This is a genomic window from Salipiger bermudensis HTCC2601 (assembly GCF_000153725.1).
Classification (GTDB): domain Bacteria; phylum Pseudomonadota; class Alphaproteobacteria; order Rhodobacterales; family Rhodobacteraceae; genus Salipiger; species Salipiger bermudensis.
On record NZ_DS022277.1, the window covers coordinates 252745 to 266330 of the forward strand.

Here is a 13586-nt window from a genome sequence, read left to right on the forward strand (position 1 = left end):
TCAGCCCCGCTTTCCGCGCTTGTTCATCAGGTGATCGAAGCTGACCGCCGCGAGCAAGATGAAGCCCTTGATCATGTCCTGCATGTAGACGCTCACGTCGAGCAGGATCAGCGAGGACGTGACCAGCGACAGCAGCGCCACCCCCAGAACCGCGCCGAAGATCGAGCCCTGCCCGCCCTTGAGCGAGGCGCCCCCGATCACCGCCGCGGCGATGACGTTGAGCTCCATGCCGACGCCGAACTGCGGCGTGGCCGAGCCGAAGCGCGCCATGAAGATCACGCCCGCCAGCCCCGTGAGCGTCGAGCACAGCACGGTCACCCAGAAGATCACGCGCTTGGTGCGGATGCCGGAATACTCGGCCGCCTTCTCGTTCGAGCCGGTGTAAAAGATCGTCCGGAACTTCGCCGACCGGCGCAGCAGGAAGTCGAAGACCACCGCCAGCACCACGAAGATCAGCACCACCACCGGCAGCCCGCCAAGACTGCCCTGTCCCACGAACTTGAACTCGGGCGGCAGGGAGAACAGCGACAGCGGCGTGCCCTTGGTGATGAGCAGGCACAGGCCGCGCACGATCACCATGGCCGCCAGCGACGCGATGAAATGCGACAGGCCCACCCGGACCACGAAGAGTCCCATCGCAGCACCCACCGCCGCCGCCGCGCCGACCCCGGCGGCCGAGGCCAGCCACGGGTCGACGCCCAGCAGGAACAGCTTGCCCGCGACCACCATCGCAAGGCAGACCACCGAGCCCACCGACAGGTCGAGCCCGCCGACGATCAGCAGCACCGTCATCCCGATCACAACGATCCCCTCGATCGAGAAGCTTAGGAAGATGGTGCGGAAATTCGACCATGTGAGAAAATACGGGCTGGCAAAGCTCATCACGACGCAAAGCGCGAGGATGATGCACAGCAGCCCCATCTCGCGCATGCCGGCAAGCTTGCGCAGGGCGCCGGGGGCGCGGGTCTCGGTCATGCCGCCGGGAAGGCTGGTCTCGCTCATGCTGCGTCTCCTTGAATGTGCAGGCCCGAGGCAAGGTGGATGATCGCCTCTTCGGTCATCTCGTCAGGGCCCAGCTCGCCGGTGATCTCGCCCTCGTGCAGGACGACGATGCGGTCGCTGAGCCCGATCAGCTCGGGCAGTTCGGACGAGATCACCACGACGCCGACTCCCTGTTCGCAAAGCTCGCGCAGGATGGCGTGGATCTCGGATTTGGCGCCGACATCGACGCCGCGTGTCGGCTCGTCGAGGAACACCACCTTCGGGTTCACCGACAGCATCCGCGCCAGCGCAACCTTCTGCTGGTTGCCGCCCGACAGGGTGCTTGGAGGGTCCTCGGGCTTGCCCGCCTTCAGCCGCAGCCGGCGGCCCAGCGTCTCGGCCTGCGCGGTTTCCGCCGCGCGGTCCACCAGCCCGCCCTTTGTCACCTGGCTCAGGCGCAGCGACGAGACGTTCTGCGAGATCGGCATGTCGAGGAACAGTCCCTCGCCCTTGCGGTCCTCGGAGACGTAGACCATACCGCGCTCGAGCGCGGCGGAGAAATCGGGAATATCGACCGGCTCTCCCATCAGGCGCACGGTCTTGCTGCTGCGCCGCAGCCCGCAAATCGCCTTGGCGAGCTCGGACCGGCCCGCTCCGATGAGACCGCCGAGCCCCAGGATCTCGCCCTCGCGCAGGGTCAGCGACACATCGCTGAGCACGTCACAGGACACACCCTCGACCTCGAGCAGCGGCTTGCCCGGCGCCTGCGTGGCCTTGGCCGGGTAAAGATGTGAGATCTCGCGCCCGACCATGTTGTTCACCACCTCCTGCGGGGTGGTCTCGGGGATGTCGAGGCAAGTGACATATTCGCCATCGCGGAACACCGTGACGCGGTCGCAATGTTCGAAGATCTCGGCCATGCGGTGCGAGATGTGGATGATGCCAAGCCCCCGCTCGCGCAGTCGGTGCACGATGCGGAACAGTTTTTCCGTCTCGGTCTCGGTCAGAGCCGAGGTCGGCTCGTCGAGAATGAGGATGCGCGCATCCAGCGTCAGCGCCTTGGCGATCTCGACAAGCTGCTGGTTCGAGATGCTCAGGCTCCCGACCGTTGCGGCGGGATCGACGTCGCAGAGTTCCGCCAGCACCGCCTTTGCCTTGCGCTCCAGCGCGGCGAAGTTCATCAGGCCGCGCTGCGTGGCGGTGGCGCTCATGAAGATGTTCTCGGCCACGCTCACGTCGGGGCAGAGCGCGATTTCCTGATGCACGAAGCCGATCCCGAGCGCCTGCGCCTCCAGCGGAGAGCGGATGCGGCGACGTTGACCGTCGACGCGGATCTCTCCGGCGTCCGGTTGCAGGATGCCATCGACGATCTTCATCGTGGTCGACTTGCCTGCGCCGTTCTCGCCCGCGAGGGCGTGGATCTCTCCGGCGCGCAGCTCGAAGGACACGTCGCGCAGCGCCTTCACCGGGCCGAAGCTCTTCGCGATCCTGTTGAGTTGCAAAAGGGGCGGCATGGTGGCCTCCGGATATGCGGGGAGTGGGCGGCGGATCGCGCGAAGGCGATCCGCCGGGAGGAGGCCCGCCCTCGAACCGGGCGGGCGCGGGATCGGATGAGGATCAGCCCTCGATGCCGCGCGTGCCGCGCTTCTTGAGGTACTTGTCCCAGTAGAAGCTCTCGGCGTTCTCCTGCGTCACCACCGAGTAACCGTTGTCGAGCACCGGAATGCCCATCGGGTTGAAGCCCGCCTCGGCGTGGTCGTTCATCGGGTCGATCAGCTCGGGGTGCTTGGCGAGCCACAGCAGCAGGAAGCCGTAATATCCCTGCGTGCCCTGGTTGGGGTTGATCGCGCCGAACATTTCTCCCGCCTGGATCATGTCCAGAACGCTGGCGTTCACGTCCACCGACATGACGCGGATGTCGCCGCCGGCTTCCTTGGCGGCCTGTGCGGCGCCCATCGCGGACGAGGCCTCGGGCATGAAGACCGCGCCCAGTTCCGGGTTGGCCTGAGCCAGCGAGAGCACCGCCTGATAGGCCTTGTTCGGGTCCTGACCGGTCGAGGCGCGACCCACCAGCTCCATGTCGGGGTAGTTGTCCTCCATCTCCTCGATGAAGGCGGCGACGCGGCGGTCGTGGTTGTCCTGACCGGGGTTCTCGAGCACCGCGTACTGGCCGCTGCCGCCCATGTCCTCGGCGACCTGCTGCGCGGCCACGCGGCCCTCGCGGGCGTTGTCGGAGGTGACGTAGGACACGCGCTTCGAGTTGGGGCTGTCGGCGGCGAAGGTGACGACGGCGGTGCCCGCCTCGGTCGCACGGTTGATCGGCTCGACGAAGGGATCGGGGTTCATCGGGTGCAGCAGGATGCCGGCGGGCTGCTTGGCCAGCGCCTGTTCGAAGGTGGCGATCTGCTTGTTGACGTCATATTCCGGCGTGCCGGTGTAATCCGCCTCGCAACCGAACTGGTGCGCCGCCTGCTTGAACATCTCGTAGACCGGGAACCAGTATTCCACGCCCGACACCATCACGTTCATCACGTAGGTCTCGCCCGGCTCGCAGCGGAACGGGCTCTGTTCCCAGGGCGCGTCAGCGTCCTGTGCGCTGGCGACCGAAGCACCGGCCACGACAAAAGAGGCGGCTGCCGCCGCAAGGAAATTGGTCTTCATCGGATGTCCTCCCTGATCCGGGCTCGCTCTCTCCTATGGCGGGGCCGGTGTCTGATGGGCTCAGGATGCGGACGGGCACCGCTGCTGTCAATAAATCCTGAGGCCTGAAATTTATTTCACGATGCCGCATCGCGGCAGCGAATGCCGCCTCTCGGGCCAGGATGTGACCGCCGCATCGCCCCCGGGACGGGGGGGGTGTCGGCGTGCCGCCGGCGCTGTGCTTAACGGCGCGCACCGCGTTGCACGACGCATCGTCACTTACGGCAGACGCTGGCATTTCAGGCACGGCAGAGACCGGAAAAACTCGCGTCCAGAGAAGACCTAAGGCGCCCTGATAGCGGCAACCTGCGACCATTCGCCTGCCAGTGCGTCGATTGACAGGTGCAGAACGCGAAAAAGTGCTGTTAACCTAAGACATATTGTCTCTTCGTGAGTCCAAGATAGAGATTGAACAGCATATGCCTCGTTTCGGACGCAGTATTTTCCATTTCGGTCTCGCCATGTTTGCGGCGATCGCGCTTTCCGCCTGCAACGAGGATGACGCCGAGGGTGGCGCGCAATCCGGGGCGCTGCCTTCCGTGGTCGTGACCGAGGTCACCTCGCGCGACGTCGTCGAGACGGAACGCTTCATCGGCCGGGCAGAGGCAGTCGACACCACCGACCTGCGCGCCCGTGTCGAAGGGTTCCTCGAAGAGCGCCGGGTCCGCGAGGGCGAGCGCGTTAGCGAGGGCGACACGCTCTTCAAGATCGAACCTGCGCCCTACGAGGCCGCGCTGGCACAGGCCGAGGCCTCGGTCGCCGAGGCCGAGGCGGCGCTGGAGCTTGCCGCGGTCGATTTGGCGCGCAACACCCAGCTGCTCGAGCGGGACACCATCTCTCAGGCCGACTACGACGCCTCCGTGGCCCAACGCGCCACCGCCGAGGCCCGGCTTCAGGCGGCAGAGGCGCGCCGGCAGGAGGCCGAGATCCGTCTTGGCTATACCGAGATGAAGGCGCCCTTCGATGGCCGCATCGGACGCATCGAGTTCAGCCAGGGCGAGGTCGTCGGCCCGGCCAGCGGGACGCTCACCAACATCACCCGGATGTCTCCGATCTATGTCAATTTCGGGCTGTCGGAACGCGATCTCGTCGCACTGATCGACTGGGCCGGCGGCGGCAACCCCCGCGACGCCGGCACCGGCGAGGCGGTGCTGGTGCGCGTACAACTGCCCAACGAGCGGATGCTGGACGAAGACGGTCGGCTGGTCTTCGTCGACAACCGCGTCGATCCGGCCACTGGCACGATCGACCTGCGGGCAGAGTTCGCCAACGTCTCCGAGACGCTGGTGCCCGGCATGTTCGTCAATGTCGAGATCGGCCGGCGCGACCCCGAGATCCGCAACATCCTGCCACAGGCAGCGCTGCAACAGGACCAGCAGGGCAGCTACGTGCTTGTGGTTGGCGAGGACGATCTTGTCGAGCAGCGCTACGTGCAGCTGGGCGACAATCTCGGCGCCGACGTGGTGGTGCTGTCTGGGGCCGAGGCAGGCGAGCAGGTGATCGTCGAGGGCCTGCAGCGGGTGCGCATCGGCCAGCCGGTCGAACCGGTCCCGGCAGCCGCGCCGGCCGGAGCCGCAGCGACGGAGGAGTAGGCCCGTGTTCTCGTCGTTCTTCATCGACCGCCCGAAATTCGCCCTCGTCATCTCGCTGGTGATCTCGCTCTTCGGCCTGATCTCCTACCTGACCCTGCCGGTCGAGAAGTTCCCCGACATCACGCCCCCCGAGGTCAACGTCTCCACCGCCTTCCTGGGCGCCAGTGCGACCACCGTGGAAGAGTCGGTCGCGGCGCCGCTGGAGGAGCAGATCAACGGCGTCGACGACATGATGTACATGTCCTCGAGCAGTGCAGATTCCGGCCTCTACACCATGACCGTGACATTCGCGGTCGGCACCGATCCCGACATCGCCACCGTCAACGTGCAGAACCGGGTCTCGCAGGCCAACAGCAAGCTGCCGGCCGACGTGGTGCGCAACGGTGTCTCGACCAGCAAGTCGAGCAGCAACATGCTGCTGATGGTGGCGCTCTATTCCGAGGACGGCAGCTATGACGAGCTGTTCCTGTCCAACTATGCCAACATCAACCTCCGCGATCCGCTGGCCCGGGTGCCCGGCGTCGGCCGGGCCGACGTCCTGACCGACCTGAAATACGCGATGCGGATCTGGATGGATCCCGAGCGCCTTGCCGCGCTTGGCATGACGCCGAGCGATTTCGTCGCCGCGATCCAGGATCAGAACGCCATTGTCCCCGCGGGGACAGTTGGCGGACCTCCGGGCGGAGACGATCCGCAGCTGACCTATACCGTCACCGCGCAGGGCCTTCTCGACGCACCGGAAGAGTTCGAGCAGATCGTGCTGCGCACGGGCCGCGACGGCGCGCAGGTGACCGTGGGCGATGTCGCCCGGGTCGAGCTGGGCTCGCAGTTCTACACCTATTCCGGCTCCTTCAATGGCGTCCCGTCATCGGTCATCGGGGTCTACCAGGCGCCGGGCGCCAACGCCGTGGCGGTTTCGGAAGGGGTCATCTCGACCATCGACCGCCTCGCCGCCAACCTGCCCGAGGGCATGGATTACGCGGTGACCTACAACAACACCGACTTCATCGAGAGTTCGATCGACGACGTGATCCAGACGCTGCTGCTCGCGCTCGTGCTGGTGCTCGCGGTGGTCTACATCTTCCTCGGCAGCTGGCGCGCGACGCTGATACCGGCGGTCGCCATCCCGGTCTCGCTGATCGGCGCCTTCGCGGTGATGCAAGCGGCGGGAATGAGCCTCAACACCATCTCGCTCTTCGCCCTCGTGCTGGCGATCGGCATCGTGGTCGACGACGCCATCGTCGTGGTCGAGAACACCGAGCGCCTGATCGCCGAAGGGCTTGCCCCGAAAGAGGCGACCCGGCGGGCCATGCGCGAGGTCACCGCGCCGGTGATCGCCACCACGCTGGTGCTGCTGGCAGTCTTCGTGCCGGTGACCTTCATGCCCGGCATCACCGGGCGGCTCTACAGCGAATTCGCGATCACCATCTCCGGTGCGGTGCTGATCTCCTCGCTCAACGCACTGACCCTGTCGCCGGCGCTCTGCAGCCTGATCCTGAAGCCCCGCAAGGGCGAGCCGCGTGGCCTGTTGCTCGTCTTCGAGGGCGCGATCTCGGTCACCCGCAACGGCTATGTCGGGATCGTGTCGCGGCTCGCGCGGGTGTCGATCATCGGGATCGTCCTTGTCGGCGTGGTGCTGTTCGGGCTCGGCGGGCTGTCGCGGATCGCACCGACCGGATTCATCCCGAACGAGGATCAGGGCACCTTCGCCATCGACATCCAGCTGCCAGACGCGGCAACACTGGCGCGCACCGAGGCGGTCGCGCGCGAGGTCGGCGAGATCATCGCCGATACGCCGGGCGTCAAGGAATACGTCACCGTGAACGGCTTCTCGATCCTCTCCGGCGGGGCCGCCGCCAACGGCGCCTTCCTCGCCGTGGTGCTCGACCCGTGGGACGAACGCAGCGATCCCGAGCTGCACGCCGAGGCGATCCGCGGCCGGGTCGAGCGGCGCCTGCAGCAGATCCCCAGCGCCTCGATCATCACCTTCAGCCCGCCGCCGATCCCTGGCCTCGGCAGCGGCGACGGCGTCACGATGCAGATCCAACAGACCGGCGCCGGCACCCCGCAGGAGCTTGACGCGGTGGTCAAGTCGATGATCTTCGCCGCCAACCAGCGCGACGAGATCGCCCGCAGCTACACCACCTTCCGGGCCAACGTGCCGCAGCTCTTCGTCGATCTCGACCGCGAGCGCGCCAAGGCGCTCGGGGTCAACGTCTCCGAGGTCTTCACCGCGCTTCAGGCCTATCTCGGGTCGATCTATGTCAACGATTTCAACCTATTCGGGCGAGTTTATCAGGTAAAGATCCAAGCCGAGGGCGAATTCCGCGACACGGCCGACGACATCGCCAATCTCTACGTGCGCTCGCAGGCCGGAGAGATGGTGCCGCTGCGCACGCTGGTCACGGTGGAGAACACCGTCGGACCGATGAACCTGCCGCGCTACAACCTCTACCGCTCTGCCGCGCTGACCGCGAACACCAGCCCGGGCACCTCGACCGGGGAAGCGATCGCCCTGCTCGAGCAGGTCGCGGCCGAGACCCTGCCACCGGGCTACAGCTTCGAGTGGACCGGCTCGGCCCTGCAAGAGCAGGAGTCGGGCGGCATCGTGGTGGTCATCCTCGGGCTGGCGGTGATCTTCGCCTATCTTTTCCTGGTCGCCCAGTACGAGAGCTGGACGATGCCGCTGGCGATCCTGCTCACCGTGCCGCTCGCCCTGCTGGGCGCCTATGTCGCCGTGCTGATCGCCGGGCGCGACGTCAACCTCTACACCCAGATCGGGATGATCATGCTGATCGGGCTCGGCGCCAAGAACGCCATCCTGATTGTCGAGTACGCCATGCATCTGCGGGCCTCGGGCAGGTCGATCTTCGACGCCGGCACCGAGGCGGCACGGCTGCGCTTCCGCGCCGTCATGATGACGGCGCTGTCCTTCCTGCTGGGCGTGGTGCCGCTGGTGATCGCCTCGGGCGCCGGTGCCGGCAGCCAGCAGGCCATCGGCATCGCGGTGTTCGGCGGCATGGCGTTCGCCAGCACGTTTGGCGTCATCCTCACGCCGATCCTCTACGTCGCGCTGCAGTCGGGACGCGAGAAGCTTTCCGGGCGCCATGGCGGCGCGGGGCACACCGCCCCCGACAGGGCCGAGGCCGCTGAAGGCGACACCTGAGACCGGATCTCCTGCCGGAGCCGGAGCAAGCTCGCCCCCTGCCAGAGCGGTTGCGCGGGCGGGCCTTGACCGGGTCGCATCTTGCGGCCCCGCAAGCGATGCCATAGGGGGCGGGCATTCGCAGCAGCAGGACGACCCAGATGGCCATCAGCACCCTCGTTACCCATTCCGGCGGCTTCCATGCGGATGAAGTGCTGTCGACCGTCATCCTCACCCGCGTCTACCCCGAGGCCGAGGTCGTCCGCAGCCGGTCCTCCGAGTGGATCACGCCCGCAGACGGCAGGCTGATCTACGATGTCGGCGGGGCCTACGACCCCGATGCCGGGATCTTCGATCACCACCAGCGCGAAAGCCCGCTGCGTGAGGACGACACCCCCTACAGCTCCTTCGGGCTCGTCTGGAAGCACTTCGGAATCGACTTCCTGAAGAGCTTCGAGATTCCCGAAGCGCATCTCGAGACGGTGCACGCCTCCTTCGACCGCAGCTTCGTGCTGCCGGTCGATCAGGTCGACAACGGCACGGTGAGCCTGTCCGAGGCAGGTCCGCTGTCGTCGATGACCCTGCCCGGCCTGATCGAAACGCTGAAGCCCGTCTTCGACGACACCGACCCCGAGAGCGAGACCCGCGCCTTCCATGCCGCGGTCGGGATCGCGCGGCAGTTCGTCGAGGCCCGCATCGGCCGCAGCGCCGCCAAGCTGCGTGCCGAGGTGCTGGCCGCCGAGGCCATTCGGGCCGCCGGCGACAGCCCGATCCTCGAGCTGCCGACGGGGATGCCCTTCCGGCCCGCAGTGATCGAGGCGGGCGCCGACCACCTGCTCTTCGTGGTGACCCCGCGCAGCGCCGGCGAGTGGACCCTTGGCGGCATCCGCAAGCACGAGCAGGGGTTCGAGCAGCGGGCCGATCTGCCTGCGGCCTGGGCCGGCCTTTCCGGCGCCGAGCTCGAGCAGGTCTCGGGCGTGCCCGGCGCCAAGTTCTGTCACAAGGCGCGCTTCATCGCCGCTGCCTCGAGCCGGGAGGCCATCATCAAGATGGCCGAGTTGGCCGTGGATGAGGCCCGCCGCCTCGAGCCCACGGGCGACGCGCAAGAGGGCGCCGACGCAAGGTCCTGAGACCTCATGCGGGCGTCGCAGGCAGACCGCGCCTTCGCGAGCGACGCAGGGCCTGCTTGTTGCCGGAGACCGCATCAGATGCGCCACCGCATCGTGAAAGGCGCGGTTCCGACCTCGCCAATTGCGTCCGGGGGTGTCATGCATCGGCGTGATGGCAACAGCGGGGGCCCCGGACCGGGATCGCCGCCTCGCTGAACCGAAGGTGGTGGCATGGAACAGGCAATGACGGGCAGCGGGCGCCGACGCACCGTGGCGATGGTTTTCGCGGGCGGCATCGCCGCGCAATTGCTGACCATCGGCATCGCACGGTTTTCCTTCACCCCGCTGCTGCCGGTGATGCTCGAGCAGACGGCACTGTCGCCTGTGACCGGCGGGCTGCTCGGCGGTGCGATCTATGCCGGTTACCTCGCCGCAACGCTGCTGCTGAGCCTCGTCCGGGCGCCCGCGACCCGCTGGGCGCTGTATCGGGCCGGGATCGTGCTGGCGGTGCTGACCTGCTTCACCATGGCGATCGCCGAGAACAGCTTCCTCTGGGCCATCTCGCGCTTTCTCGCCGGGGCCAGCGGCGCCGCCGGGATGCTGCTTGCCAGCGAGTTCCTCCTTGGCTGGCTGACCGCGCGCGGCGGCTCGCGCGATCTGGCGCCCCATTTCGCCGGGCTGGGCCTCGGGATCTCCCTGAGCGGCGTGGTGGCGCTGATGATCCCCGAACTGCGCTGGGACGGCCAGTGGCTCGCCTTCGGCGCACTGGCGCTGGTGCTGGCGCCGGCCTGTTGGCTGCTCGTCCCCGCCCCGGCGCCGCGCCCCGCGCCCACCCGAGCCGACGGCACCGGGCAGCCGAAACGCCCTGCCTCTTCGGCCGCGTGGTTCTGGCTCTTCGGCCTCGCCTACCTGACTGCGGGATGGGGCTACGCGGTCGGCGCGACGTTCTATGTCTCGATCCTCGGCAGCAACATGTTCTGGATCCTGCTCGGTCTGGCCTGTAGCGCCGGCGCCATAGCGGGCTCCGCCTTCGCCCGGCGCTTCGGCGCGCATCTCACCCTGACCGGCTGCTACGTGGTGCAGATCGTCGCACTCGCGATGCTCGCGGTCCCGATGGCAGAGTCCCTGGCGCTCCTCTCTGCCGCGCTGTTCGGAGGCACCTTCATCGCCATCGTCTCGCTATCGCTCGCCGAGGCCGGCATCCGCGCAGCCGAGCCGGGCCGGGCCATGGCGCGCATGACGCTGATGTATGGCATCGGGCAGGTCGGCGGTCCGCTAGTCACGGGCGCGCTGCGCAGCGTCACGGGCAGTTACACCTTGCCCCTGCTGCTCGCCGCGCTGCTGATGGCGCTCGGCATCGTGGTCCTGTTCCTCAGCCGCCGCCTGTCCTGACGCGCCGGCCCCGACCGCGGCTGCTTCGGCCAGGCGCTGACGTCAGTGCGAGGCCTGATCGAAGTCGACGGTGCAGCGTATCCCGGCTGGGATCTCGGTGCCGGGATTGGCCATTTCGAGCTGGACCCCGAACGTGCCCGAGGCGGCGTCGAACACGCGATCCACGGTCCGCACGGTGGCTTCGAACCGGCCGTCGAGCGGCGCCACCTGCGAGACCTCGTAGCTATCGCCCACCGCGATGCGGTCAAAATAATCGAGCGGCACGAAGACCTCGACCAGCAGCGGGTCCATCACCGCCAGCACCATCATCTCCTCGGTGTCCGAGGCGTATTCGCCCGCCGCCGCCTCGACCGAGAGCACGATGCCGTCCGCCGGGCTCGAGATCGTGCGCCGGTCGAGCAGCGCGCTCGCCATCCGGCGCTCGATCTGCGCCAGTTCCCGCGCCACCTGGGCCTCCTCCAGCGCCATCTCGCTCAAGGTCAGCTCAATGCGCTTGTCCTCGACCGAGGCCTCGGTGACCGTTTGCTTGGCGAAGAGCCGTTCGGCCCGCGCCAGCGCCTCTCGGCGGAAATCGACCCGTGCCGCAGCGGCCCGCAGCTCGACATCCGTGCCCGCCTTGGCGCTGGCCATCTCGAGCTGCAGGCGCTGGATCGACTCCTCGAGCCGGATCAGTGGCTGGCCCGCGCTTACGCGACCCCCCCGGCGCACCAGAACCTCGTCGATACGCCCCTGCTCGGTCGAGGTGAGCGAGATCACCGCCTGCGGCTCGATCAGGCAATCATGCGGCAGCGCGCTGACGGGCGCAGCAAGGGTCAAGCCGAGCAGGAGCGCCGGCAATCGGGTGCGAGCGGACATCTCTCATCCTCCGGTAAGGCGTGCGGGCATGTTGCATGGCGCCTGCCGCTGGCGCAAGCTTGCCGAAACCGGAGTACTGGATGAACACCCCACAATTGCATGAAGAGGCCCGAAATCTTCAAGACGCTTTGCTCGACGAGGTGCCGGCCCTCTCGGCCTTGCGGGCGGCGTTGCACCATCGCCTCTTCGACCGTCTGCCCGCCCCCGGCCCGCGCCCCGAGGAGGCATGGACGGTACAGATCCTCTCCGAACGCGGCGCGCTCCGGGCCACCGATGCCGGATGGCGCCCAAGCCCCCCGATGGCCGAGTTGCTGCGCGCGCGCGAAGATCTGGCCGCGCTTGTCGAGTTCACCGCGCTGGCCGCCTGCGACATGCTGCGCCACGGCCCGGCGCTGTCGTCCGGGGTGCAGGCCTTTCAGTCGCGGGCCGAGACCTTCGGCTTCTTCCGCTATGAGCGCGCCCGTGGCACCGGCGCGGCACAGATCGAGGACACCGCCCCTTGGGTCGCCTACGTCACCGCGCTGTCGCGCCGCGAGGCCCCGGTGCTGGCGCCGTTGATGCCGCTCGAGGGCTGCACGCGCCTGCTGGAGATCGGCGGCAATACCGGCGTGATGGCGGAGGCGCTGCTGGCGCGGCACCGCTCGCTGCACGCCACGGTGCTTGACCTGCCGGCAGTCTGCCAGCTTGGCCGCGCCCGGATGAAAACCGCGCCGGAGCCGCGCCTGTCCTTCCTGCCGGGCGACGCCCGCGACACCGCCTGGCCCGAAGCGGACGCGGTGCTGTTCAAGTCGGTGCTGCATGACTGGGCGCCGGAAGAGGCCCGCGGCTTTCTGGAAAAGGCGGCCATGCACCTGCCTCCCGGCGGGCGGCTCATCGTCTGCGAGCGCGGTGCGCTGGCGGATGAGCCGATACCATCGGGCCTCGCAGCGGCGGCAAATCTGGTGTTTGGGCCGTTCTACCGGCCACCGACGGTCTATCGCGGCTGGATGGAGGCCGCCGGGCTGCGCCCCCTGCCGCCGCTTTCAGCACGGCTCGACATGACCTTCCACGTCACCGCAGCGGAGAAGCCTGCGTGACCCTGCCCCGGCTCATCACGATCTCGGGCCCGCCGGGCAGTGGCAAGACGACGCTCGCGACGGCGCTCGCCGAAAGGACCGGGCGACGCTGCTACGCTACGACGACTTCCAGACCTTCACCCGCAACGGCCCCGCCGCGATGCGGGACTGGATCGCGCGCGGGGCGCCCTATGAGGAAATGGAGGCTCCAGGCCTTGCCAATGCCATCGAGCGTGCACTGGCATCGCGGGCGACGGTGCTCCTCGACACCCCGCTCGGCCCTCTCGATCCGGCGCTTGGCGAACGTCGCGCCTTTGCCGTTTGGATCGAGCTTCCGTTGGACGTCGCCCTTGCCCGAAAGTTGACACAATTGAACGATTCGGTTCCGAACGGGCAGGAACCACGGTTTCTCCGGTGGCTCGGCGGCTATCTTACGGCGTATCAGGATTTCGTTCACCACGCTTGTCAGATCCAGCGCCAGCGGCTGCGGTCGCGCAGTGATTGCGAGATTGACGGGACAATCCCGGCGGAATCCGCACTTACGGATCTCATACCTAGAATGTCAGCCGCCACAAATCACGAAAACTGAGATTTCCGCCAACATCACCTCACCAAACAAGAAACATAAACCGTTGCCCCACAACCAATGGATGCGCATAGTAGCTATGCCCGAGCCACATATGTCGCAAGACATGCGCCGCCTGGGGACAAGGTGGCGAGATTTGGGCAGATTGGAACTCAGTTCTGGAATTTTGAC

10 protein-coding genes and 1 pseudogene are annotated in these 13586 nt (G+C 67.4%); 7 read left to right on the forward strand and 4 right to left on the reverse strand.

Annotation, left to right across the window (positions count from 1 at the left end; genetic code table 11):
- The 3 genes from R2601_RS20410 to R2601_RS20420 form a co-directional block, all read right to left on the reverse strand.
- Entirely contained in the window at positions 1-1002 is a 1002-nt protein-coding gene (locus tag R2601_RS20410) for an ABC transporter permease (RefSeq protein WP_007801858.1), read from the reverse strand.
- Complete coding sequence (locus R2601_RS20415; RefSeq protein WP_007801860.1) at positions 999-2495, reverse strand: sugar ABC transporter ATP-binding protein; 1497 nt, start codon at positions 2493-2495, stop codon at positions 999-1001. Before R2601_RS20415 ends, R2601_RS20410 begins: the two co-directional genes overlap by 4 nt.
- A 103-nt stretch (positions 2496-2598) precedes the next feature.
- The gene (locus R2601_RS20420; protein ID WP_007801862.1) at positions 2599-3642 is read right to left on the reverse strand and encodes a substrate-binding domain-containing protein; all 1044 of its coding nucleotides are present in this window, start codon (positions 3640-3642) and stop codon (positions 2599-2601) included.
- Between the two features lie 500 nt (positions 3643-4142).
- On the opposite strand from R2601_RS20420, the gene R2601_RS20425 reads away from it, so the two are divergent.
- The 4 genes from R2601_RS20425 to R2601_RS20440 all read left to right on the forward strand — a co-directional run bounded on the left by R2601_RS20425 (position 4143) and on the right by R2601_RS20440 (position 10919).
- Positions 4143-5273, forward strand: a complete 1131-nt coding sequence (locus tag R2601_RS20425; RefSeq protein WP_007801863.1) for an efflux RND transporter periplasmic adaptor subunit — start codon at positions 4143-4145, stop codon at positions 5271-5273.
- Between the two features lie 4 nt (positions 5274-5277).
- Positions 5278-8439 (forward strand): efflux RND transporter permease subunit, encoded by a 3162-nt coding sequence (locus R2601_RS20430; RefSeq protein ID WP_007801864.1) that lies wholly within the window; start codon positions 5278-5280, stop codon positions 8437-8439.
- 140 nt (positions 8440-8579) lie between these two features.
- Positions 8580-9548 (forward strand): MYG1 family protein, encoded by a 969-nt coding sequence (locus tag R2601_RS20435; protein ID WP_007801865.1) that lies wholly within the window; start codon positions 8580-8582, stop codon positions 9546-9548.
- A 210-nt stretch (positions 9549-9758) separates the two neighbouring features.
- The gene (locus tag R2601_RS20440) at positions 9759-10919 is read left to right on the forward strand and encodes a YbfB/YjiJ family MFS transporter (RefSeq protein WP_007801866.1); all 1161 of its coding nucleotides are present in this window, start codon (positions 9759-9761) and stop codon (positions 10917-10919) included.
- Positions 10920-10961: 42 nt separating this feature from the next.
- Here the strand turns inward: R2601_RS20440 and R2601_RS20445 are convergent, their stop codons facing one another.
- On the reverse strand, positions 10962-11774 hold the full coding sequence (locus R2601_RS20445) for an efflux RND transporter periplasmic adaptor subunit (protein WP_110740106.1): 813 nt from the start codon (positions 11772-11774) through the stop codon (positions 10962-10964).
- 80 nt (positions 11775-11854) lie between these two features.
- Here R2601_RS20445 and R2601_RS25645 point away from each other — a divergent pair, with 80 nt between their 5' ends.
- The 3 genes and pseudogenes from R2601_RS25645 to R2601_RS27455 all read left to right on the forward strand — a co-directional run bounded on the left by R2601_RS25645 (position 11855) and on the right by R2601_RS27455 (position 13418).
- Complete coding sequence (locus tag R2601_RS25645) at positions 11855-12850, forward strand: methyltransferase (protein ID WP_195903875.1); 996 nt, start codon at positions 11855-11857, stop codon at positions 12848-12850.
- A pseudogene (locus R2601_RS27730) lies at positions 12847-12939 on the forward strand (AAA family ATPase); the annotation flags it as partial. The gene R2601_RS25645 and the pseudogene R2601_RS27730, both read left to right, overlap by 4 nt.
- A gap of 50 nt (positions 12940-12989) precedes the next feature.
- Positions 12990-13418, forward strand: a complete 429-nt coding sequence (locus R2601_RS27455) for a nucleoside/nucleotide kinase family protein (protein ID WP_007801870.1) — start codon at positions 12990-12992, stop codon at positions 13416-13418.
- The last annotated feature ends 168 nt before the right edge of the window (positions 13419-13586 follow it).